The sequence below is a fragment of the Acrocarpospora phusangensis genome (assembly GCF_016862995.1).
Classification (GTDB): domain Bacteria; phylum Actinomycetota; class Actinomycetes; order Streptosporangiales; family Streptosporangiaceae; genus Acrocarpospora; species Acrocarpospora phusangensis.
Window position 1 is genome coordinate 67,923 of record NZ_BOOA01000008.1, and the last position, 23,102, is coordinate 91,024.

General features: G+C 72.6%; 17 protein-coding genes and 1 riboswitch. Of the genes, 4 read left to right on the top strand and 13 right to left on the bottom strand.

Going from position 1 to position 23,102, the window contains the following annotated elements:
• Nucleotides 1–68 precede the first annotated feature (68 nt).
• The 4 genes from pknB to thiO form a co-directional block, all read right to left on the bottom strand.
• Complete coding sequence (pknB, locus tag Aph01nite_RS06915; RefSeq protein ID WP_204039916.1) at nt 69–1,934, bottom strand: Stk1 family PASTA domain-containing Ser/Thr kinase; 1,866 nt, start codon at nt 1,932–1,934, stop codon at nt 69–71.
• An 80-nt stretch (nt 1,935–2,014) separates the two neighbouring features.
• Nucleotides 2,015–2,794: a thiazole synthase gene (locus Aph01nite_RS06920; RefSeq protein WP_204039917.1), complete on the bottom strand. Its 780-nt coding sequence runs from the start codon at nt 2,792–2,794 to the stop codon at nt 2,015–2,017.
• A gap of 4 nt (nt 2,795–2,798) precedes the next feature.
• Nucleotides 2,799–2,999 carry a sulfur carrier protein ThiS gene (gene thiS, locus Aph01nite_RS06925; protein WP_204039918.1) on the bottom strand — a complete coding sequence of 67 codons (201 nt, stop codon included), beginning with the start codon at nt 2,997–2,999 and terminating at the stop codon, nt 2,799–2,801.
• A gap of 8 nt (nt 3,000–3,007) precedes the next feature.
• A complete protein-coding gene (gene thiO, locus Aph01nite_RS06930) occupies nt 3,008–4,081 on the bottom strand; it encodes a glycine oxidase ThiO (RefSeq protein WP_239161447.1) in 1,074 nt (357 codons plus the stop codon).
• A 39-nt stretch (nt 4,082–4,120) separates the two neighbouring features.
• Nucleotides 4,121–4,235: riboswitch (TPP riboswitch) on the bottom strand.
• Between the two features lie 128 nt (nt 4,236–4,363).
• Between thiO and Aph01nite_RS06935 the strand changes: the two genes are divergently transcribed.
• The 3 genes from Aph01nite_RS06935 to thiE are packed head-to-tail and all read left to right on the top strand — an operon-like array spanning nt 4,364 to nt 6,662.
• A complete protein-coding gene (locus Aph01nite_RS06935) occupies nt 4,364–5,533 on the top strand; it encodes an NAD(P)/FAD-dependent oxidoreductase (RefSeq protein ID WP_204039919.1) in 1,170 nt (389 codons plus the stop codon).
• A 43-nt stretch (nt 5,534–5,576) separates the two neighbouring features.
• Nucleotides 5,577–5,951, top strand: coding sequence for an Rv2175c family DNA-binding protein (locus Aph01nite_RS06940; protein WP_204039920.1), 375 nt, complete (start codon nt 5,577–5,579; stop codon nt 5,949–5,951).
• Between the two features lie 21 nt (nt 5,952–5,972).
• Nucleotides 5,973–6,662 carry a thiamine phosphate synthase gene (gene thiE / locus Aph01nite_RS06945; RefSeq protein WP_204039921.1) on the top strand — a complete coding sequence of 230 codons (690 nt, stop codon included), beginning with the start codon at nt 5,973–5,975 and terminating at the stop codon, nt 6,660–6,662.
• On the opposite strand, the gene Aph01nite_RS06950 is transcribed toward thiE, so the two are convergent.
• The 8 genes from Aph01nite_RS06950 to Aph01nite_RS06985 all read right to left on the bottom strand — a co-directional run bounded on the left by Aph01nite_RS06950 (nt 6,637) and on the right by Aph01nite_RS06985 (nt 21,447).
• Nucleotides 6,637–8,925, bottom strand: coding sequence for a penicillin-binding protein 2 (locus Aph01nite_RS06950; protein WP_204039922.1), 2,289 nt, complete (start codon nt 8,923–8,925; stop codon nt 6,637–6,639). The genes thiE and Aph01nite_RS06950 overlap by 26 nt on opposite strands.
• On the bottom strand, nt 8,922–10,541 hold the full coding sequence (locus Aph01nite_RS06955; protein ID WP_204039923.1) for a hypothetical protein: 1,620 nt from the start codon (nt 10,539–10,541) through the stop codon (nt 8,922–8,924). Before Aph01nite_RS06955 ends, Aph01nite_RS06950 begins: the two co-directional genes overlap by 4 nt.
• The gene (locus tag Aph01nite_RS06960; protein ID WP_204039924.1) at nt 10,541–11,632 is read right to left on the bottom strand and encodes a TRAFAC clade GTPase domain-containing protein; all 1,092 of its coding nucleotides are present in this window, start codon (nt 11,630–11,632) and stop codon (nt 10,541–10,543) included. The genes Aph01nite_RS06955 and Aph01nite_RS06960 overlap by 1 nt, the downstream gene beginning before the upstream one ends.
• A 9-nt stretch (nt 11,633–11,641) precedes the next feature.
• Nucleotides 11,642–12,679 (bottom strand): hypothetical protein, encoded by a 1,038-nt coding sequence (locus Aph01nite_RS06965; protein ID WP_204039925.1) that lies wholly within the window; start codon nt 12,677–12,679, stop codon nt 11,642–11,644.
• Nucleotides 12,676–14,895 (bottom strand): hypothetical protein, encoded by a 2,220-nt coding sequence (locus Aph01nite_RS06970; protein WP_204039926.1) that lies wholly within the window; start codon nt 14,893–14,895, stop codon nt 12,676–12,678. Before Aph01nite_RS06970 ends, Aph01nite_RS06965 begins: the two co-directional genes overlap by 4 nt.
• Nucleotides 14,892–18,020 carry a tubulin-like doman-containing protein gene (locus tag Aph01nite_RS06975; RefSeq protein ID WP_204039927.1) on the bottom strand — a complete coding sequence of 1,043 codons (3,129 nt, stop codon included), beginning with the start codon at nt 18,018–18,020 and terminating at the stop codon, nt 14,892–14,894. The genes Aph01nite_RS06970 and Aph01nite_RS06975 overlap by 4 nt, the downstream gene beginning before the upstream one ends.
• Nucleotides 18,021–18,052: 32 nt before the next feature.
• Nucleotides 18,053–20,293 (bottom strand): vWA domain-containing protein, encoded by a 2,241-nt coding sequence (locus tag Aph01nite_RS06980; RefSeq protein WP_204039928.1) that lies wholly within the window; start codon nt 20,291–20,293, stop codon nt 18,053–18,055.
• An 86-nt stretch (nt 20,294–20,379) separates the two neighbouring features.
• Entirely contained in the window at nt 20,380–21,447 is a 1,068-nt protein-coding gene (locus Aph01nite_RS06985; protein WP_204039929.1) for a polyprenyl synthetase family protein, read from the bottom strand.
• A 121-nt stretch (nt 21,448–21,568) separates the two neighbouring features.
• Here Aph01nite_RS06985 and metF point away from each other — a divergent pair, with 121 nt between their 5' ends.
• Nucleotides 21,569–22,486, top strand: coding sequence for a methylenetetrahydrofolate reductase [NAD(P)H] (gene metF / locus Aph01nite_RS06990; protein WP_204039930.1), 918 nt, complete (start codon nt 21,569–21,571; stop codon nt 22,484–22,486).
• Here metF and Aph01nite_RS06995 read toward each other — a convergent pair.
• On the bottom strand, nt 22,483–23,031 hold the full coding sequence (locus tag Aph01nite_RS06995; RefSeq protein ID WP_239161448.1) for a GNAT family N-acetyltransferase: 549 nt from the start codon (nt 23,029–23,031) through the stop codon (nt 22,483–22,485). The genes metF and Aph01nite_RS06995 overlap by 4 nt on opposite strands.
• Between the last annotated feature and the right edge of the window lie 71 nt (nt 23,032–23,102).

Below are 23,102 nucleotides of genomic sequence, written 5' to 3' on the forward strand. Positions count from 1 at the left end.
GGATGGCGCCGGTCCCATCGGCTCGAGAACGGCGCCCGCCGAGGCGGGCGCCGTGATCTCTGAGTAGATCAGTGCCAGAGGGTGATACGCGTACCCTGGGGGACCTGGCCCACGGGGTTCTGGGAGATGACCCGGCGGCCGCCGACGACCTCGCGGACGCGGACCTGGAAGCCCGCTGCCTGGAGCTCCTTGCGGGCGTCGTTGATGTCCTTGAAGCGGACGTCGGGGACGGTCACGAAGTCGGGCTGGGCGATGGACGGGTCGCGCTCCCAGGGCCAGAACGGCTGGTCCGGGCCCTTCGAGACGGTCATGCAGATCTTGGTGGTGGGTTCCATCTCGGCGCCGCCCGGGGGCTCCTGGGCGATGACCGTGCCGGGGGCGGTGTCATCGGTGACCTCGTTGACGCAGTCGGTCGGGTAGCCCTTTTCGGCCAGGAACTGCTGGGCCTGGTCGCGCATCATCCCGGTCACGTCGGGCGTGAGCAGCCCCACGCTGATGACCAGCACGACCGAGGAGCCCTTGCGTACGCGCTTGCCGACGACCGGGTCGGTGCGCACCGCGAGGCCGCGGTCGATCTTGTCGCTGGCGGTCTTGCGGACCCGGGACACGGTCAGCCCGGCCTCGGTGACCTTGAGGCGGGCGTCGGCCTCGCTGAGGTTCTCGACCTTCGGCACGACGGCCATCTCCGGCCCGGCCGAGGCGATGATGGTCAGGACCGAGCCCTTCTCGACCTCCTGGCCCCGGGCCGGCTGGGTCTCCAGCACGATGTCCTTGCCGACCTTGCCGTCGAACCTGGCCTCGCCGATCTTGACCTGGAAGCCGAGCTTGCGGGCCTGCTCCTCGGCCAGTTTCACGTTCTGCTTCACCAGGTCCGGCACCTTCAGGTACCGCTCCTGCGAGAAGTACCACCCGCTGAACGCGATCCCGGCCACCATCACCAGCGCGAGCGCGGCGATGAACCAGACCGGCCTGAGGTTCCGCTTGGCGCGCGGCCCGGCGTCGAACGAGGACGGGTCGAAGGCGGGCTGCACGGTGGTGTGCTGGGCCGGCCCCGGCAGGACGGGGGAGGTGTGCGGGCCGGTGGCGCGGGCCAGGCCGCGGTGCGCCTCCACGGCCGCGACCAGCATGGCGGCCGCGTCGGCGGGGCGCTGGTCGGGGTCCTTGGAGGTGGCGGAAAGGACCAGGGCGTCCAGCGCGGCGGGCGTCTCGGGCGCGAGCAGTGACGGCGCCGGCACACTGTCGTGCACATGCCGGTACGCCACCGACATGGGCGACTCGCCCTCGTACGGCTGGCGCCCGGTCAGCAGCTCGTACAGCACGATGCCGGCCGCGTACACGTCGGCCCGCACGTCCGCGACACCCGCGGTGACCTGCTCGGGCGACATGTACGCGATGGTGCCGATCATGATGCCGGACTTGGTCTGGTTGCTCGCCTCGATCGCGCGGGCCAGCCCGAAGTCGACGACCTTGACCCGGCCGTCGTCGGTCAGCAGCACGTTCTCGGGCTTGACGTCGCGGTGGATCAGCCCGGCCTGGTGGGCCGCGCCGAGCGCGGCCAGCACCGGGATCATGATCTCCAGGGCTTCCCTGGCGGGCACCCGCCCGCGGTCCCTGAGCACGTCGCGCAGCGTCTTGCCCGGGAAGTACTCCATCGACAGGTAGACGTGGTCCCCGTCGGTGCCCTGGTCGAAGACCTGCACCACGTTCGGGTGCGACAGGGACGCCACCGACTTCGCCTCGCCGATGAAGCGCCGCACGAACTGCGGGTCCTCGGCCAGGGATCGGTGCATCACCTTTACGGCCACCATGCGGTCGAGCCGGACGTCCAGAGCCAGGTAAACGGAGGCCATCCCGCCCCGGGCGATCCGGGACTCGACGCGGTAACGCCCGTCGAGCGTCTGCCCGAGGAGCGGGTCGGTTAGCGTCGTGTCCACGGGCAGAGTTTACGGGTGATTTGCCACCCACAGAGCGTGGGAATCCCAAACCGAGATGCTTAAAAAGCTTTACTGAGTCTTCACCCGCCCATTGGATCGCTCCTGTCACGCGCGGGTGACGACGCCTCAGCGTAGCGGCGGCGGGGGATGCGGCCCGCGAGGCGCGCCCGGCGGCCCGCGCCGACCGCGTCGCGCATGGCGGCGGCCATCAGCTCGGGCCGCCGCGCCCGGGTGACCGCCGTGGCCAGCAGTACGGCGTCACAGCCGAGCTCCATGGCCAGCGCGGCGTCGCTGGCGGTGCCGATCCCGGCGTCCAGGATGACCGGCACCTGGGCGGACTCCACGATCAGTTCGATGTTGTGCGGGTTGCGCACGCCCAGGCCAGAGCCGATCGGCGCGCCCAGCGGCATCACGGCCGCGCAGCCGGCCTGTTCCAGCCGCCGGGCCAGGATCGGGTCGTCGCCGATGTAGGGCAGCACCGTGAAACCGTCCGCGACCAGCCGTTCGGCCGCGTCGAAGGTCTCGATGGGGTCCGGGAGCAGGGTGCGCTCGTCGGCGATGACCTCCAGCTTGACCCAGTCCGTGCCGAGCGCCTCGCGGGCCAGCCGGGCCGTCAGCACCGCCTCCCCGGCCGTGTAGCAGCCCGCCGTGTTGGGCAGCACCCGGATGTCCCTGGCGCGCAGCACGTCCAGCACGGAGCCCTGGGAGGCCGGGTCGAGCCGCCGCATGGCGACCGTGGTCAGCTCGGTCCCGGACGCGGCCAGCGCCTGGTCCAGCACCTCCAGCGAGGGCGCCCCGCCGGTTCCCATGATCAGCCGGGACGCGAACTTCTCCCCGCCCAGCACAAAAACGTCATCCACCGCGTTACCCTCCCTGAACCGCTGTTAACACCTCGACGCGGTCGCCCTCGGCCAGGGCCGTCGAATCCCAGGCCCCCCGTCGCACCACCTCGTCGTTGACGGCCACCGCCACGCCTCTCGTGGCCTCCGTCAGCGCCCGTACGGCCTGCGCCACCGAGGTCCCCTCCGGCAGTTCGTGACCGTTGCCGTTGATCATCACTCGCATCTGTTCCCTCAATCGAATCGGGACGGATCGCACGCGGCCAGGAGCGGCGGGGCCGCCGAGCCGGTCAGCATCGCGGCGATCGCGTCGGCCGTCACGGGCGACAGCAGCACGCCCGCCCGGTGGTGCCCGGTCGCCACGTACACGCCCGGCAGGCCGGTGGGGCCGATCAGGGGCAGGTTGTCGGGCGTGCCGGGGCGGAAGCCGGCCCTGGTCTCGGCGAGCTCCAGTTCGGCGATGCCGGGCACCAGCTCGCGGGCGTCCCTGAGCAGCTGGTAGACCCCGCCGGCCGTGACCCGCGGGTCGAAGCCCTGCTCCTCCATGGTCGCGCCGAGGGTGATCTCGCCGTTCTCACGCGGCACCAGGTAGACGGGCACGCCGTGCACCCAGCCGCGTACGCACGCCGACAGGAAGCCGCGCGGGCCGTGCAGGCGCAGGATCTGGCCCTTGACCGGCCGGACCGGCAGCCCGGGCAGCAGCGCCGCCGACCGGGCCCCCGAGGCGACCACGATCTGCTCGGCCGGTACGGCGCCCGCCGCGAGCCGTACCAGACCGGACTGGACCTTCACCGCCGGTTCGGACACGAACGTGGCGCGCGCCCGCGCGAGGGCCGCGCACAGGGCGGGGGCGAGCAGCCGCGGGTCCACCCAGGCGTCGTCGCGGGCCAGCAGGCCGCCGCGGACCGAGGGCGACAGCATGGGCTCGCGCTGGCGGCACTCGCGGCCGGTCAGCCGCTCCACCCGCAGGCCCAGCGTCTCCTCGAACCCCGCCAGGTCCTCCAGCTGGGCCAGGTCGTCGGCGTCGAAGGCGAGCTCCAGCGTGCCGTCGGTGCGGTAGTCCAGCGTGCGCCCGCTGGCCTCCTCCAGCTCGGTACGGAAGGACGGCCACCGGGCCAGCGAGGCCAGCCCCAGCCGGAGCAGCGGCTCCTCGGTGAAGGTGGTCTCGCTGACGGGGGCCAGCATGCCCGCGGAGGCGTACGTCGCGCCACGCCCGGGATCCGGGTCGACGACCGCGACCCGCAGCCCTCTCAGCGCGGCCCGCCACGCGATGGACAGGCCCACCACGCCGGCGCCCACGACGGCCACGTCGAAAACGGAATTCGGAGTCGGGCTTTCCGAAATTGCGGATTCAGGCACCGCGCTCCCTTCGCCGGCATTACCCGGATCAGGTGTCATAGCGGTCGAGAACCTGGAGAGTTCTCCTCTCAGCCCGGTCAGCCGGACTCCCGCGCGTCTTACGCCACCAGCCTAGTCGTGTTCGGCGCCGCAACGCACAACACGCAATTCACATACTGTGCGCGCTACTTACCCAATTTGTTACCCAATCTCCATTGGCGAGTGCCCCGCTCCGCAATCTAAGGTCAGGGCGTGGATCACGTCGTGGTGGTGGGAGCCGGTCTGGCCGGCATCAGGAGCATCGAGGCGTTGCGGGCCCACGGGTTCGCCGGCCGCATCACGCTCGTCGGGGAGGAGCCCCATCGGCCCTACGACCGTCCCCCGCTCTCCAAGGCGGTGCTGCTCGGGGCCGCCGACTCCTCGGTGGTCGACTCCGACCTGGACGCGCTGGACGTCACCCTGCGGCTCGGCACGGCCGCCAAGGGCCTGCGCGAGGGCGTGCTGGAGACGACCGACGGAGAGCTCCAGTTCGACGGTCTCGTGGTCGCGACCGGCGCCACGCCGATCCGGCTGCGCGGCGAGGGCCACCAGCACGTGCTGCGCACCATCGACGACGCCCTCGCCCTGCGCGCCAAGCTCCTCCCGGAGACCCGGGTGGTGGTCATCGGCGCGGGCTGGATCGGCGCCGAGGTGGCCACCGCCGCCGCCCGCGCGGGCTGCCAGGTGACCGTCGTCGAGGCCGCCGACGCGCCGCTGGCCGGCGCGCTCCCGGTCGGTGCCTACACGATCCCCTGGTACGCGGAGGCCGGCGTGGAGCTCCGGCTCGGCACCAAGGTCGGCACCGTCGATCCGGACGGCCTGACCCTGCTCACGGGCGAGCGCATCCCGGCCGACGTGGTCGTCACCGGCGTCGGCGTACGGCCCGCGGTGGCCTGGCTGGAGGGCTCCGACGTGGAGCTGGACAACGGCGTCCTGGTGGACGAGCACCTGCGCACCTTCGCCCCCAACGTGGTCGCCGTCGGCGACTGCGCCAACTGGTGGTCGCGCCGGTTCGGCCGCCGGATGCGGATCGAGCACTGGGACAACGCGCTCAACGGCCCCGACGTCGCCGCCGCCACCCTCATGGGCGAGCAGGCCGTCTTCGACCCGGTGCCGTACTTCTGGTCCGAGCAGTTCAACCACATGGTCCAGTACGCCGGGCACCACGCCGGGGCCCGCATGGTGCTGCGCGGCGACCCGGAGCGGGACGCCGGCTGGTCGGTCTGCTGGCTGACCGACGGGCATCGCCTCAGCGCCATCCTCACCGTCGACCGGCCCCGTGATTTACTTCAGGGCCGCAGGCTCGTCGAAAGCCGCCAGAGAGTCGACGTGGCACGGCTCGCCGACCCCGGCGTGACCCTGCGTGACTGCACTGTTGCGTAATCGAGGTGTTTCATGGCCGGTGGCATGTGGTAATGCTGGTTTCGTGACGCTTACTGTTGCGCAGATCGACCGAGAGACCGACCAGCTGGTGGGGGAGTGGCTCCCGCTGTCCGCGGTCGCGGAGAAGCTGCACCTGAGCATCGGCCGGGCCAAGCAGCTCATCAAGGACAAGAAGCTCGTCGGAGTCCGCCGGGGCGGCGGCGAGCCCCAGATCCCGGCGGTGTTCCTCGCCGGTGACGATGTCATCAAGGGGCTGCCCGGCACCCTGACGGTGCTGGCCGACGCCGGCTACGGCGAGGTGGAGTCGATCCGCTGGCTGTTCACCAGCGACGACTCGCTTCCCGGCGCGCCCATCGACGCGATCGTGGCGGGCCGCCACACGGAGGTCAAGAGGCGGGCCCAGGCACTCGGCTTCTGAGCGCATGGCATCGTTGGCCGGGTGACTGAAGAGAATGCCCGGCAGCGTCTTTCGCGCGCCCTGCTCTACCTGTGCACCGACTCCCGGCGGGACCGCGGCGACCTCGACGAGTTCCTGGACGCCGCGCTCGCGGGCGGGGTCGACATCCTCCAGCTCCGGGAGAAGGGGCTGGAGGCGCGGGAGGAGCTCGCGCTGCTCGAACGGTTCCGTGCGGCCTGCGACCGGCACGGGGCGCTGCTGGCGGTCAACGACCGGGCCGACCTGGCGTACGCGGCCGGGCTGGCGGGGTTCGCCCCCGACGTGCTGCACCTGGGTCAGGACGACCTGCCCGTCGCGGCCGCGCGGGCGATCCTCGGCTCCGGCGTGCTGATCGGCAGGTCCACGCACGCCGACGCGGAGGCTTCGGCGGCGGACGTGGAACCCGGTGTGGACTACTTCTGCTGCGGTCCGATCTGGCCGACCCCGACCAAACCGGGCCGCCCCGCCCCGGGCCCCGGCCTGCTCCGCCACGCGGCGACCTTGAGCCGCCCGTGGTTCGGCATCGGTGGCATCGACCTCGCCAACCTCGACGAGGTCCTGTCGTACGGCGCCCGGCGCGTGGTCGTCGTGCGTGCGATCACGGAGGCGAGCGACCCGAAGGCCGCCGCCGCCGAGTTCAAGCGCCGGCTGAATCAGGCCGGGCCGCTCAGTCCTCCCCTCGGAGGGCTTTGAGCACCTGGTCGGGTGCCAGCGCGAAGACGACCACGACGTCGCGTTCGTCCGGCTTCTTGGGCACGTGCAGCACGCAGGGGCAGTTCTTGACGGCTTTGAGTCCGTCCAGGGCCGTTTCCGCGTTGGCTTGGGTGAGCTGTCCCGTAGTGTCGCGGCAGTCGCCCGCGCCTGCGATCAGGCTGACGCAGGGCGGTGCCTCGGCTCCGTGGAGGGGTGCGGCGATGGCCGCGAGCGCCTGGGCCAGGATCACCGGTGACACGGTGGAGCACTTACTCGAGTCGTCTTCGCAGTTCTTAACGGAAGTGACGCTCGTTTCGAGAAGCCCGATCTGGTTCAGGTGGGATTCGTCGCCGGTCAGTCCGAGCTTGGCCCGGTACTCCTGATGCCACCATTTCTCGTCGGTCTCGCTGAGCGGGCACGTGTAGGGGTGGTACTGCCCGTATCCGCCGTAGCACGTGTTCGGGGTGCTCTCCACCAGGCGGTCGATCAGCTTTCTCAGGTGGCTGACCGGCTGTGGCAGGAACGGGTCGGCGTTTCCGGCCAGTGCCGTGATGTCGCCCGTCCGCCAGTTGACCGTCACCACGAGGCCGTCGGCGCCGCCGAGCGCTTGTTCGGCGGCGGTCTGCGTGGCCGGGTCGATGGTGAGCCGGTGCGGGACGGGCCGGCACCACCAGGTGACGGCCGGAATCCGGCAGTCGGCCGCTGACGGCCTGGCCTGGTCGAGGGTGGTGGCCAGGGGCTCGTTTCCGGCGCGGTCGAGTTCCGTTCCGTCGGCCGCGAGCAGGGCGCGCGGTGGGATCGGGGACGGGGGAGCCGTTCCGACGGCGATGGTGCCGGCCGCGATCGCGGGGACGAGGATCAGGACCGGGATGAGGGGCAGGCCACGCCGGGGGCGGTCCGCTCGGGCCGCGCCCATGGCCAGGCCGAGGGCGGCGAAGACGGTGAGCAGGGCCACCGGTTGGGCGGTCGGCAGGAACGGGGTGACCGAGCGGGGGAGGGAGGGCAGCCAGAGCGCCGCCAGGCCGTACAGGCAGGAGGCGGTGAACGACCAGGCGATGCCGGCCGACCAGAGTCCGGCCAGGGAGGTGTTCATGGAGATGGTCCGGCCGATCACCGTGGCGGCGACCAGCGTGGACAGCGCCAGCACGAGCGCCACTCCGGCCAGGCCGAAGTCGAGTTCGAGCTGGGCGAGGACCCCGCCGGGACCGAAGTCACCCACCGGGGCGACGCCGGATCCAGGCCCCGAGCCGAAGTCGCCGCCGAGGCGGGTGGCCGTTTCCGCCGTGGTGGCCAGCCGGTCCAGGCCGAGGAAAGGTACGGCGGTGAGGCCCCACAGTCCGGCCAGGGCCGTGACGAGGACCCCGAACGTGCTCAGGGCGAGCCAGACGGCCCGGCCGCGTCTGGCGGCGGCGTACATCGGTACCGCGCCCGCCAGGGCGCTCACCGCCAGGCCCAGGTCCCGGGTGAAACCGGCCACGCACCAGACCGCCACCACGATCACGGCCGCTCCGAAGACCGGTTCGCGGGCGGCTCCCGCGCCGAGCCAGCCGGCCAGCAGGCCCAGCAGGCCGGCCACCAGGAACAGTTCGGCTCCGGTGCTCCTGCCGTCGGGGATCCAGGAGGCGATCGCGGCCACCAGGACGGCGAAGGCCAGCGCGGCGGCGAAACCCGGTCGCCAGGTGAGGTGGCCGGCGGCGTCGGCGGCTCCCAGGAGCAGCAGGATCGCGCCCGCGTACACCAGGACGGCCAGGGCCACCGGGACGGGTGTGCGCGCCATCGTGGTGAGGTAGCCGAGCGCGGCCAGCACGGTCAGCGGCCCGGCGACGCCGAGCAGCGGCGCACGTCCCGGCTCGCGGTCCCGGCGGGCGACGGCCAGCAGCGCGGGCAGCACGAGCAGCGCGCCCGCCGCTCCGGCCAGCAGGGGACCGGGGGTCTCCACGTCCGGGCGGAAGCCTTCCACTGAGGCGACGTACCAGGCCAGGAGCGCGCCGGACAGCACCGCCCAGAGCAGCGCCGGGCCGACCCGCATGGCTGGGGCGGCCGAGGGCGGAGAGGGACGCCGGACCTGGATGGTGCGGTCCGGGTCGATCTCGGCTGTGGAGGCTGCGGAGCTCGTGGCCGCCATGGAGCCGGTAGAGCCGGTGGAGCCGGTGGAGCCGGTAGAGCCGGTGGGGGCCGTGGCGCGGGTGGCGGAGGTAGCGGGGACGGCGGAGGTGGAGGCCGTGGCGGGGTTGGCGGGGCGGCGCCGGGAGCGGCCGTTCATCGCGCCGCTCCCAGCAGGACGGAGAGGACGATCAGCGCGCCCGCGCCCAGGCACATGACCAGCGCGTAGCGTACGTGGCCGTACTCCTCGCGGAGGCGTTGCCGCAGGCCGGGCCTGGTGGCCGGTGGTGGCCGGTAGTCGATCGGGATGCCTTGCTCGGCGCACCACCGACGACCGAGCGCGCCCATGAAGTCGTCCCCGGCGATCTCCTGATTGAGCGTTCGCATCAGCTCCCGCACCCGGTCCAGCGGCGTGTCCGGGTCCGCGATCTCCGCGAGGCCCGCCTCCGGCGACGTCCGGCCCGCTTTGGCGACCCGCGGCGAGAGCTGCCGCACGGTCGGATCCGCCGGGTCAGACGGCCCGAGCGGCCCGAGCGGCCCGAGCGGCCCGAGCGGCCCGAGCGGCCCGAGCGGCCCGAGCGGACTGTGGGGACTGAGCGCGTTGGCCGAATCGCCAGAACTGGCCGAACCGGCGAATCCGGGGGAACCACCCGAACTGAGCAAACCGGCAGATCCGCCCGAGCCGGCCGGGCCGCCTGAACCGGCAGATCCGCCCGAACCGCCCGAGCCGCCTGAACCGCCTGAACCGGCCGAACCGCTCAAGACGGCCGAACCGCTCAAGCCGCCCGAACCGGCCGAGCCGGCCGAACCGCTCAAGCCGGCAGATCCGCCCGATCCGCCCGGGCCGCCCGAGCTGGCCGAACCGGCAGATCCGCTCAAGCCGCTCGAATCGGCGGAACCGGTGGAGTGGGCTGGATTGAGTGAATGGATTGGCCTGGGAGGGCGGGGCGATTGCCAGGCTTCGAGGAGTTTTCGTGCCGGCTGCGCGCCTTCCGCCTGGTAGCACTCCAGCAGTTCGTCCACGTCCACGGCACCGGGCGGCTCGTCCGGCTCGGCGGCGGTCAGATCCACCACGGTCCGGTCCCCGACCGGCCCATACGGCAGCCGCGGCATGAACATCACATTCGGCAGCCGGATATTTCGCAATCCGCCCGGAAAACTCTCGTAAGTCGAGAACGTCCACCGCCAGTGCGGCTGCTCCCACTTCAGGATGTCGAGCATGCCCCACAGCAGCGGCAGGCAGTCCGCCACCCCCAGCCGATCCGACAGCACCATCAGCGGCGTGGCCGGACGCGCCAGCGCCGACCTGATCAATGGACGCAGCCCGGCGGGCAGGTCCCGCGCCGCCCGGCTCAGGCGCTCACGGCCCACCGCGACCTGATCCCGCAGCCCTTCGGCCGGCACCGCCCACAACTGCGGCCGTGGATCGGCCCCGGGCCCGATCCACGACCACCCGTGCAAGCTCAGCGCGAGCCGGGCGCTGACCTGCGACTCCGGACCCACCAGCACGTGCGTGACGTCCTCGCGCGAGTTCGTGTTCGGCCCCCTGGCCCGGTGCAGGATCGCCCCCCGCGACTCGAACACCAGGTAGGCCACACTGCTGTCCGGCCGGTCCCGCTCACCGTCGTCCTGCATCATCACGTACGGATCGAGCTGCCCGGTCCACCAGTCCAGCGGGTCACGCTGGGGCAGCGAGGTGGCCACCGGGCCGACCCCGGCGTACCCGACCAGATCCCGGGAGCTGGTCGCGAACACGATCTGGTCCAGTACGTCCATCAGGATTCCCCCTGGTCGCCGCGCTCGAAGCCGGGCAGCAGCCCGGTCATGGCGAGGATGGACAGCAGCGGCAGGAGCACCCGCTGCGGGCTGGCTCCGCGGGGCAGCTGGTCGCCGCGCGGGTTGGTGCCGGTGGCCGACACGAAGTGCAGCGTGCTGTGCGCGGAGGCGTGGAAGGGGCCCAGCCAGGCTTCCGCGCCGTGCTGGTAGAGGAACGCGTACGCGTCCCGGCTCTCGGCCGCGATGGTCTCGGCCGAGAAGCGCTCAGGTGTGACCGGCGAGCGCCACCAGCGGTCCACCGGCGGCTGGAAGCGCAGCAGGTCGGCCTTGGCGATGGCGACCGTGGTCGGGATGGACAGCAGGTTGCGCTCGGAGCGCAGCTGGTCCAGGACCACGCCGAAGGCGTCGTCGCCCAGCTGGGCCGCCTGCCCGGCGGCGTCGCCGAAGGGGACCAGCGCGGGGGTGGCCCTGACCGGGTCCACCACGAAGATCAGCGCGTCCGCCGCCATCAGGAAGCGGGCGCCCTTCTCGGTCTTCTGCAGGTCCTCCCCGGCCACGTCGAAGAAGGCGACCGTACGGGTCCGCGCGTCGGCGGCGGAGGCCGAGCCGATCACGAACGCGTCCGCGAAGCCGACGACCGCCGGGGGAGTCTGCGGCAGCACCTGCCCCTTCTCCAGCAGCCGGCGTACGCCCTCCAGGAACCGTTTGTGCAGCCCGATGTCGAGCGCGCTCACGTTCAGCCCGAACGGCTGCAGCCCGCCCCTGACCAGGGCGCCGACGATGGCCGCCAGCAGGTGCGTCTTGCCCGTCGCGTACGTGCCGACCAGCCCGATGATCAGCGGGTTGGGGTCGGTGCCGTACGTGGAGGCCATGTAGTGCGCGTCGGTGTCCCCCGACGGATTGGGGCACTTCTTGTACGCCGTGCGCAGCAGGTGGTTCCGTTTGACCCGGTCCCCGATCCTGCTCAGATCCAGCGGCTGGTACTGCCCGTTCACCATCTCGTACATGTCCTGCTCGTCCCAGACGAACTGGTCCAGGCAGATCGGGCAGCGGATCAGCCGCACCGTGACACTGCCGTTCTTCTTGGCCACGACGGCTCCTCACAGCTCGGCGATCAGACCGGCGGCCACCAGGCCGCCGATGACGAGGACCAGCCCGATCAGCGCCCAGCGCAGCGGGAACCGCCTCGCGGGCGGCGGGGGCGGCTGCGGCGGACCGGTCCTGCGCGCGACCTCGGCGTCGTAGCGGCGCAGCCCTTCGGCGAACCGCTGGTCGGTGCCGTCCTGGGCGGCCAGCACCAGCGGCTCGGCCCGCAGCCGGGCCAGCATCGCCGCCGCGGTCGGCCGGGACCGCTCCTCGGGATCGAACGCCTGCTGGAGCAGGTTGCGCAGGGCGGGGCCGCCCACGTCCAGGTCGGGGCCGTGGTCCATGGCCTCCACCCGCTTCCCCGTCGCGATCATGAACACCAGCAGGGCGGCCGACCAGATGTCGGAGCCCGGATGGGCCGGATGGCCGCTGCCCCGCCGCTCGGGCGCCCCCCACGGCGCCGGGAGCGGCGGGGCGGCCTCGCCGCGCAGGGTGGCCCGGCCGAAGCCGCCCATGCGGACGCGGTCCCCGTCCCAGGTCACGGCAGCCCCGTCGGCGTGGCCGTCAAGGCCGCCGATGCCGCCGATGCCGCCGTGCACCACGCCGGCCCGGTGCAGCGCGTCCAGGCCGCGGAACAGGCTCACCTGGAAGGCGCGCTGCTGGTCCAGCAGGAGCTGCCCGGCGAACGCGGCCGCGGGCTCGTCGGAGTAGGCGGGGAAGACCACGCACGGCTCCTCGCCGTCCGCGTCGTACGCGACCAGCCTGGCCAGTTCGTCCGGGTACGTCTGCGCGCCCAGCCGCCTGGTCAGCCGGACCCCGATCCTGATCTCGTTCTCCAGCAGCGCGTACAGGCCCGGGTCGGACGCGCCGGCCGCGCGGGGCACGTAGCGCATGGTGAAGCGCTCGCCCGTGGTCCTCCGGACCAGGGTGCGCTCCGCGAACGGCCCGGTACCGGGCTCCAGGGGCGGGGAGTCGAGCGCGGTCAGCGACAGCGGCTTGCCGTACGGGTCGAGGAGGAAGATGCGCTCGGTGGTGTGGTCGGTGGGCTTCACCGTTGGGTCTCCCTGTCGACGGGGGTGATCAGCCGGACCACGCCCGGCCGGAGGGGCACCAGGCGGAGCGTTCCCGCGGCGTGCGGCGAGCGGGTCCAGACCAGGTCGCCGACGCCGTGCCCCAGGCCCTGGACGGCGCGCGGCGCGAACCGCACCACCTGGGCCAGTTCGGCGGAGACCTGGAGGAAGTGCAGGTCGGCGTCGGCGCAGAACTGGAGCATGAGCCCGCCGGCCGGAGCGTTCACGGCGGAGCGCACGTGCTCCGGCGTGCCCCAGACGTTGTGGATCAGCACTTCCCTGGCGGGGGAGCCGCTGCGCGCGAACGCCGGCGGCTGGTGCACGCCGGTCCGCCGGAGGTGGTCGTCGTAGTCCCTGAGGATCTCGGCCAGGCCGTGCGAGACCGAGTCGCCCAGGCCCTGGAAGGTGCCGTCGCCGAGGCGCGACCAGGCCGGCTCCAGCGCCTTCTCCACCGCGTCGACCAGGTCGCCGGTGACCACGTCGGCCAGCCCGCCGCCGTGGCCCTGCACGCCCCGGGCGCCGCCGGACCTGCCGCGCAGCGGGCGCAGCCCGGCCGCGTGCTCGGTCAGCCTGGCCGCGCACTGGTCGAGCACCCAGGAGACGGTCCTGGCGGCGTCCGAGGCGTACCTGCGGGCCTCGCGCATGGCCCACTCGTCGTAGGCGACCTGGGCGGCCAGCGCCAGCAGGGCGGCGGCGGCCCGTTCCGCGGCGCCGGTCTCGACCCGGCGGGCCCAATCCCTGGCGGCCTTGGCCCACCACAGGGCGGGGATGACCGTCAGGAGCAGCGCGGCCAGGCCGGCCGGGACGTACCAGAGCAGGGCGGGCAGTCCGGCGGCGAGGAACACGCCCGCGGCGGCTCCGGCGGCGCTCGCGGCCAGGTGGGCGAGGAGCCACGGGCCGGCCGCGCGGGCCAGGCCGGTACGCCCGCGGGGGACCGGCACGCGGGCCCGCAGCAACCAGACGGCCAGCAGCCACACCGCGGCCGCCGCGCCGCCGGCCACCGGGCCGAACGGGAAGGCGGTCAGCAGGGGGACGAGGAGGCCCGCGGTGAGCATGGCCGGCCAGAGCGGGCGGAGCGGGAAGGCGGCGGGCCGGGCGAGTTCGTCGAGCACCCGGTCCGGGCAGACCGCCTCGACCCTGGGCAGGAAGGTGGCGCTGCCCACCGGCACCGCCCGGTCGGCGAACTCGCGCAGCTGCTCGGCGATGGCGGGCAGCGACTGCCGCCGCTCCAGCGCCTCCGTGACCGCCGCCTCCAGCTGCCGGGACACCTGCGCGCGCTCGGCCTGGGCGCTGCCCGCCTCGACGCCGAGCCGCTCCAGCAGGCCCAGGTCGGGGCGGGCCAGCCGGGTGCCGTGCAGCGCGTCGAAGGCCGAGCGCAGGGTGGCGCGCAGCGTCGCCAGGGTCTGGCGCAGCTCGGCGAGGCGGCCGTGCAGGGTCCGTACGGCCAGGCCCCGGCGGCGGAACCCGGCCAGCTGCCGCAGCGCGGTGTCCGCCGCCGCCACCTGGGTGGCCGCCAGGTCGCTGAGCGTCCTGATCTGCCCGGTGGAGCGCAGCACCAGCTCCGGCCTGATCCGGGCGCCCGCCTCGGCCGTGTAGACGGACAGCGCCTCCGGGCGGGTGGTGGGCAGCGCGACGTCCGTGAGCTGGGCGATCACCTGGAGCCTGGTCTCGGTCAGCAGCTCCCCGCCGACGTCCCCGGTGACGGTGAGCAGGCCGGGGCTGGCGACGCCGTCGGGGACGCGCCGGGCCAGCTCCTGCACCCGCGCGTACACCTCGGGCACGCAGAGCACGTCGATCAGGCCGTTCAGGTCCAGGCCGTCCTGGCGGAACGCCTCGGCCCCGCCGATGCCGTCCATCCGCCAGCCCACCCCGGACGGGTCGCCCGCCCACAGGATGGCCAGGCTCGCGGAGGCGGGCGCCACGCTGTCCAGGGCGTGGCGCCGGTCGCCGGTGGGGGACGGGCCCACGGCCAGGCACATCATCTGGTCGAACCAGGTGGAGCCGCTGATCCTGGCGTACACGGCCTGGCGTTCCGGCAGCCGGACCGTGTCGTCGATCACCAGGGCGGAGGCCCGGCCCGCGCCCTGCGCGCGGAAGCGCTCCACCCGCGCGGCCACCAGGCCCTCCACCTTCGCCTCCTCGGCGCCGCGCAGGTCCAGCACCAGGATCGTGCCGGCGTCCGGGTTCCCCGTCCTCATCGGCGCCACTCCTCCAGCGTGAGCAGGTCGGGCCTGATCGCCTGGTGCAGCGACGGGAACGGCGTGCGCAGCGCGGCCGGGAGGGTGTCCCGCCACAGCTGCAGCAGGTGGTCGGCCCAGCCGCGGCCGGACTCGGGCAGCTTCGGGATCATCTCGGTGAGCAGCTTGATCTCCTCCCGGGCCATGCCCACGAACTGGTGGTAGAGCTCGTCCGGCGCCTTCGGCTCCGAGGTCGCGCCGATCGGGGTGCTCTTCATGAGCTCCTCGCAGAACTGGCGGCGGGTGGGCTGGTCGTCGCGTACGGTCCACAGCTCGTACGCGCGCAGGATGTTGCCCCACGAGGAGGCCCGCTCGTAGCGGGACAGCGGCAGGGTCATCGTGGTGGCGTTGTCGGCGGGCAGCCTGATCCGGATCTTGGAGGGCGAGTTGGCCGGCCCCTCGACCACGCTGACCTGGCCGTTCCACAGCGCGCAGAGCAGGTGGTGGAGCACCCGCACCCGGTCGTCCGGGGTGCTGGTGAGGTAGCCGTAGTCGTAGCCGAGGCGCTGCCGCCAGCGCAGGAAGTCCTGCGGCTCCTCGCGTTCGGTGGCGTCCGCCCAGTGTTTGAGCACCTGCCGTACCTCCGGCACCTCGGTGACGCTCATGGAGGTGCGGAACAGCACGACCGCGATCGACTCGGTGTTGGTGGCGGTGAACTCCGGCTCCAGGCCCTGCCCCTTCGGCAGGTGCAGCTTCTCCTTCAGGAACCGCTCCAGGTCCGGGTTGGGGGCCGGCGCCGGATAGGAGATGAGGATCTTCAGCCGTCCGTTGCCCTCCGGGGAGAACCCGCCGGGCAGCAGGGCGGCCAGCTTCTGCTGGAACTGGACCAGGTCGGCGTCGGAGACCTTGGGGCCGTCCTTGCGGGCGGCCCTGGCCAGCAGCCCCGACAGCGGCGGCAGCAGCGGGTGCTCCGCGTGCTCGTCCTGGATCAGGTCCTTGACCTCGGTCTTCACCAGGGTCAGCAGCTCCTGCACGGAACGTTCCGCGTCGGCGGACTTGCCCTTCACGTACGCGTCGCGCCAGCCCTTGTCGATCCGGGTCACCGCGTACACGATCTCGGCCTCGTCGGCGGTGTTGCGCAGCTGCTCCCGGTAGCGGGGGCTGGTCACGAACAGCACCCGGACGTTCTCGTAGAACACGGCCAGGTCCTTGCCGTGCGGCGGCAGCAGGTAGCTGACGGCGGTGCGCGGCTTGTACAGGTCGCCCACCCGCCGCTCGAACCGCTCGGGCTCGTCCCTGGCGTGCCGGAGGAACGCGCCGGTCTGCTCCTCCAGCTGGCGTTTGACCCGGTTGAGCGGATCGCTCCAGACCTGGCGCTTGATCCCCCAGTGGGAGTGCCAGATCACCCGGGTACGCCACTCGTACCACCGATCCTGGAGCTCCAGCTGTGCCTGTACGGCGGGATCGCTCCACGACGCCCGCCGGAACGGCCCGGCCTGCGGGCGTCTGGGCTGCGGCGGGGCCATCGTGACGCCGGGCGGCGGGGGCGGCTCGGCGCTGAGCCGGTCCAGCATCCCGCTGACGCCCTGCTGGCTGAGCACGCTCTGGAGCAGCGGGTGCCCGTTGACGACCCGGCTCAGCCGGAACGGGTCGACCTCGCCGAGCAGCTCCTCCACCGCGCGCGCCGGGTCGAACGCCCGCGCCATCTCGTGGCTGCCCGCGCTCAGCTGCTGGTCCAGGGAGCGCAGGTTGGCGTCCATGTACTTGAGCCGCTCCTGGAGGGCGACGAAGACGGCCTCGGCGCCCTTGGGCGGCTCGGGCGGCGGGTTGACCACCCTGGGGGCGCGGCGCAGCACCTGGGAGATGTGCGCGGCCTCGAAGAAACGTTCCACCAGCTTGTCGTTGCTCTCGCCGCCGCCCGGCGGGGGCGACATGAGGGTGTTCACGGCGTTGGCGACGATCCGGGAGCTGACGATGTCGGCCAGGTCGTCCCGCGGCACGGTCATCGAGGCGACCAGGCCGGTGGACACGCCACGGCTGCCGATCCCGGTCGGGGCGGGCACCTCCCGCTCCACGCCCAGGTTGATGAAGCTGTCGGCGAAGGACTGGGCCAGCGTGTCGCTGACCCTGGCCCGCTCCTGCTGGACCTGGCCGTCGGTGCCGATGAGCGACAGGATCAGGGAGACCGCCGAGCGGTGCAGGTCCTCCCGGTCCATGCCGGGCGTACGGCTGAACAGGAACGCGGTCTGGATGGTGGAGGCGCGCAGCCGTACGTCCCCGAGCTCGGGGTAGCGGATGGAGAGCACGCCGTCGGCGGGCGCGGCGTCCGGGTCGGTCTGCGCGCCCTGCCCGTTCTGGTCGTCCACCAGGCGGAACAGGTCGAGCAGGCCGCGGCCGGAGTTGAGGATGGCCCGCCGCCCGCCGCCGAGGCCCTCCGGGAACGCCGACGGCATGATGACCAGCGGGAAGATCCTGGCCGTGTGCCGGGAGCCCTTGATCACATGGCCGAGCAGGTGGAGGAAGTCGTAGAAGATGCCGGAGCCGGTGCCGCCCGCCATGGAGAACGCCACGTAGACGTCGACCGAGTCGGTCTGCCGGCCGCCGAGCCGCTGGAGCTCGCCGCCGGACTGGCTGATCCGGTCCAGCGCCCGGCTGATCGGCCCCTCGACCGAGCCGGGGCTGTTCCTGACGGTCTCGAACAGGGCCGCCCTGGCCGCCGTCGGGAGCTGGCCCGCGCCCCGGTGGAGCGGGGCCACGAGCGGTTCGTGGCGCGGTGGCGGCAGCCAGCCCTCGACGTACTGGGGGATGCTGGTGCGCAGGCTGCGGGCCACCTCCGGATAGGTGTCCAGCTGGGGCACCAGGTCGGTGACCAGGTGCATGGTCCGGCGGGCCGCCAGCGCGTGCGCGTCCGACGGGACCACCGCGCCCTCCAGGCGGCGCAGCTCGGCGTCGTTGAGGTCGGCGTAGACGAACTGCACGCAGGCGGGCAGCTGGAACGGCAGGTACTCCTGGTTGGCGAGGTCGTCGCGGAGCTTGGTGCCGTTGGGACCGCAGAGCTCCTCGCGGAGCCGCCGCTCGAGCGACGCGCCGATGGCGCAGCCGGTCCCTCCGAGCCCGACGAACAGCATGGGTTGATAGATGTTCATACCCGGTTGGGGTCCTCTCAGCGGATCTGCGGTCAGTACAGAAGGTCGTCCCAGGGGTCGGCCGGGCGCGGCGGATCGGGGTCGGGCCCGGAATAGGGCCCGGAGTACGGCACCGTCTGCGGCTGCGGGGAGCGTCCGCGGGCGTCGCGGAACTCCAGGGCCAGGTCGCCCTGGATGATCCCGGGCTCATTGAGGCCGAGCCTGAGCACGTCGCCCATGGGCGTGCGCAGCACGATCCGGCCGCGCTCGCCCCGGCGCGCGACATAGGTGTCCGCCGGCCCGGTCGGCGTGTCCAGCCGGGCCGCGCCGTCGGTCCGCACCGCGAACCGGAACTCGTCGGAGCCCTTCCTGCCGTTCAGCTCGAAGACCGCCGTCTCGCCCTGGAGCAGGACCGCGGTCAGCCCGCCCACGTCCCGGTCGGCGGCCCGGCGGCGGGCCAGCAGGAGCAGGAGCGCCCCGAGCGCGGCCAGCGCCACGGCGAGGCCGGTCCACAGCCACCACAGGCGGGCCAGCAGGCTGGGCGGCTCGGTCACGGTGAGCGGGAAACCGCCCTCGAAGTGCACCACCTCGTCCTGGCCCTCGCCCTGCACCAGCTTGATCCGCCCGGCCCAGGAGCCCAGCTCGGAGCCCTCCCCGACCACGATCTCGAACTCGGTACGGCTCCGCCCCGCCGCGGGCACCGCCACGACCGGCGGCCGTACCGACACCGCCGCCCCGGACGGCAGGCCGGACACGGTGAGCCGGAGCGAGAGCGGCGTGGTCAGCGTGTTCTCCACCTCGACGGCGCCCTTGACCGCCCCGCCGGGGGAGACGGGGGCGGGATCCACGGTCAGCTGCGTCTTCACGGGCTTCCCGCCGGTGGAGACGTTCATCGGGAACGGCACGCTGTCCCCGACCAGGCCGGGCCCGCCGACCTCGCCGACCAGGGTGATGGTGCCCGTGGCGGCCTCTGGCACCTGGAAGGTCCCGGAGAACAGCCCGTCCCCGCCCGCGGCGTCGGGCGCCTGGCCGGAGTCGTTGAGCGGCACCTTCATGTCCTTGAGGCCGGGTCCGCTCGCCGCCGCGCTGAACGAGATGCCTTCGACCTCGGCGAGGTCCTCGGGGGCGAGCTCGTCGCGGGTGACCAGTTTGAGCTGGACGGTCACACTCTGGCCGGGCTCGGGCGCGGCGTCGCTCACCGAGATCTCGGAGTCCAGCTGGCCCTGCCAGGTCACCCGGGCGCTCACGTTCTGGCTCCCGCCGCCCGCGGGGGCGGTCAGGTGCACCGTCCATTCGCCCGGTTTGGGGTTGTTGACGCGCAGCGACTCGACCGCGGCGTTCTGCCCGCTGAGCACGAACGTGGAGCCGTCCATCGGCACGGCCGGGTTGACCAGCCGCCCGTCGGGGTCGGTGTAGGAGACCTGGATCCGGGGGTCGCGCTTGATGACCTCGATCGAACCCGCGCTGGCGATCTTGGGGATGGTGACCTGGAGCTCGTCCCGGCCGCCCGGGTCCAGCACCGTGTCGTCGGTGTCGGTGATGACCGAGCACTGGGCGGCGGCGATGGCCTCGCTCACGGCGTTGTCCATCTCGGCGGCGGTGGCCCGCACGATCGCCTTCGGCGTGGGGGCGTCGGCGTTGCAGCGGCCCTGCGCGCCGCCCACGGCGTAGCTCCTCAGCGCGTCCGGGTCCACCTCGCCGAAGCCGAGCGGCCAGACCTGGATGCCGCGCGCCTCCAGGTCCGGCAGCACGCGCTCGGTCAGCCGGGCGGCGGCCACGGCGTCGCGGTCGCCGTCGCCGAAGGAGGGGTCGTCGCCCACGTGGAGCTTCCCGTCGGTGAGCAGGAAGATGATCCTGGCCGTACGGTCCCCCGAGTCGCTGAACGCCGAGCCGGCCGTGCTCAGGGCGTTCACGAAGTCGGTGTGGTAGCCCTCCTCGGCGGTGCGGAGCTTGAGCCCGCCGACGCACTGGGTGAGGTCCTGGCGGCCGGTCTCGTTCAACTCGGTCATCGGGCAGACCTTGGCCACGCGGCCCCGGGAGCCCTGGCTGCCGAAGCCGAAGATCGCCACCTTGGCGTCCTCGGCCAGCACGGCCAGCGGGATGCGGGCGGCGGCCTGCCGCTCCTGGGCGACGCCCTCCGCGCTCAGGCTGCCCGACTCGTCCACTAGGACGACGATCTCCACGCGGCGGGGTTCCGCCTGCTCAGCGGTGGGTCCTGGGCTGGGCTGAGGGGAGGGCGGCGCCGGGGACGCGGCCAGCAGCAGCGCCGTGATCAGCGAAACGATCTGTGACACGCGAGCTCACCTGACATCCGGCCGAAGGGGCAGTACCCCCGAAGATGGACGGAGTCAGGCGCTCAAACATCCTAAAAAGATGGGATTTAGGTACGTCGTGCGGTCGCCGCGACGGCCAGCGCCGCCAGGGACTCCCGAGCCGCGGCCGTGATCCCCGCCGTCTCCAGCGACGCCAGCGCGTCGTCCAGGTAGCGCCGGATCATGTCCTCGCAGTAGGCCAGCGCCCCGGTCTCCTCGATCACCCCGCGCAGCCGGGCCACCCCTTCGGCGTCCAGCTTCGGATCGCCCAGCAGGTTCCGCACCTCCTGCGCCTGCGCCCGGGACGCCGCCGCGAGCGTACGCGCGATCAGCATGGTGCGCTTGCCCTCGCGCAGGTCGTCCCCGGCCGGTTTGCCGGTCTCCACCGGGTCGCCGAAGACGCCCAGCACGTCGTCGCGGAGCTGGAAGGCGATGCCCACCTTCTGGCCGTACTCGGCGCAGAAGCGGTCGATCCACGGCTCGCGCGACCGGGCGGCCAGCACCATGCCGAGGCGCAACGGCTGCTCGACCGAGTATTTGCCGCTCTTGTAGAGGGCCACCCGCAGCGCGCTGTCGAAGGTGCTCTCGCCGTGCGCCTGCTCCAGCAGGTCCAGGTACTGCCCGCTCATCAGCTCGGTCAGCATGTGGTCGAAGACCGGCTGGGCGGCGGTCAGCGACTCGGCCGGCAGGCCGCTGGTGCGCCACATCTCGCCGCACCAGATCAGCATCAGGTTGCCGAGCAGGATGGCCGCGCCCTCGCCGAACTGCAGGGCCGAGCCGCGCCACTCCGCGTCCAGGTGCAGCTTCTCGAACCGGCGGTGCGCCGACGGCATGCCCCGGCGCATGTCGCTGGAGTCCATCACGTCGTCGTGCACGAGCGCGCTGGCCTGGAGCAGCTCCAGCGAGGCCGCCGCGGTGTAGACGCCGGGGTCGGCGCCGCCGCCCGCCGCCCGCCAGCCCCAGTAGCAGAAGGCCGGGCGCAGCCGCTTGCCCCCCGCGAGGAAGTCCTCGGCCGCCGACAGCACCGCGATCAGGTCGGGGTCGTCGAACGCGGGACGCTGGCGGTCGAGGAAGCGCAGCAGGGCGCGGTCCACTTCCGGCCGGATGAGCTCCAGCGGGCCCGGGGCATTTGTCATAAATGAGAGGGTATCTTCCGTTGATCCTTATCCCCTTCACGCGGGGTGGATGAGGCTAATGATCATGAATGGGGATTTGCGATCTCCAGCGGGCCGGGAAGCTACCTGTAACCTGTGGGGTATGTCTCTGGGACTTCCGTCGCGTTTTCCTGACCGTGCCCCGACGGTCAAGGACCTGCTGGCCGCCGGCGAGCGATCCTTCTCCTTCGAGTTCTTCCCGCCGAAGAGCGACGAGGGGGAACGGCAGCTGTGGCGGGCCATCCGGGAACTGGAGGCCCTGCGCCCGACCTTCGTCTCCGTCACGTACGGCGCGGGCGGCGGAACCCGGGACCGCACGGTCGACATCGTCGAACGCATCGCCCACGGCACCACGCTCACGCCGGTGGCGCACTTCACGGCGGTCAACCACTCCATCAGGGAGCTGCGGCACCTGGTGGGCCGGTTCGCCGACGCCGGGGTCCGCAACATCCTGGCCGTGCGGGGCGACCCGCCGGGGGATCCGATGGGCGCCTGGGTGAAGCACCCGGAGGGCGTGGAGTTCGCGGAGGACCTCGTCCGGCTGATCCGGCAGTCGGGGGAGTTCTGCGTGGGGGTGGCGGCTTTTCCGTACAAGCACCCCAGGTCGGCGACGATCGAGTCGGACACCGAGCAGTTCGTGCGCAAATGCCGGGCGGGCGCGGACTACGCGATCACCCAGATGTTCTTCAAGGCCGACGACTACCTGCGGCTGCGGGACCGGGTGGCCGCCAGGGGCTGTGACACGCCGATCATCCCCGGCATCATGCCGGTCACCCAGCTGAGCACGATCGCCCGCTCCGAGCAGCTGTCCGGCGCGCCGTTCCCGCCCGAGGTGGCGGCCCGGTTCGAGGCCGTGGCCCACGACCCCGAGGCCGTGCGGCAGCTGGGCATCGAGCACGCCGCCGAGCTCTGCCAGACCCTGCTGGACGAGGGCGCGCCCGGCATCCACTTCATCACCTTCAACCGGTCCAGCGCGACCAGGGAAGTGTTCCAGGCGCTGGTCCCGGCGGCGGTCGTCTAGGGCGTCTGGGGGAGCGGGAGTCTGGCCCCGGCGATCGCGTACGACTCGTAGCCGCCGGGGAAGACGAACTCGGTCATCAGGTCCAGGAAGCCGATGCTGCGGTAGAGGTGCCGGGCGGCCGTGGGCGCGTCGTGCGTGGAGAGGACGGCGGTCCGCTCGGTCCGGCCCTCGCAGATGGCTCTGATCATGCCGCGTCCGACGCCCTTGCCCTGGTAGTCGGGGCGCACGTGGATCTCGGCGAGTTCCAGCGCGTGGCCGAACCAGTCGTCCGCGATCACCGGTCCGGCCCGCTCGAACAGGGCCCGGCGGACCACGTCGTGCCACCACTGGCCCTGCGCGCCGCGGAAGCCGTACGCGAATCCGACGATCTCCGGATTGCCGGCGAACACGCAGACGAATTCCGGATATGTCGCGTGATTTCGCATGATGGCCATGCGGCCGGAGAGCTGGTCGGGCGGCGGCCGCATCGCGGCCGTGTAAATGTCGAGTACGGTCTCAAGCGAGCCGACGAACGTCTCCGCTCCACCCCGCCGCAATTCGATCACGCGTTGCACACTAGCAAATGCGCCCGCCCGAAGCCCGTTCGGTTGTCAGGAAAGCACCTCTCGTGAAACTT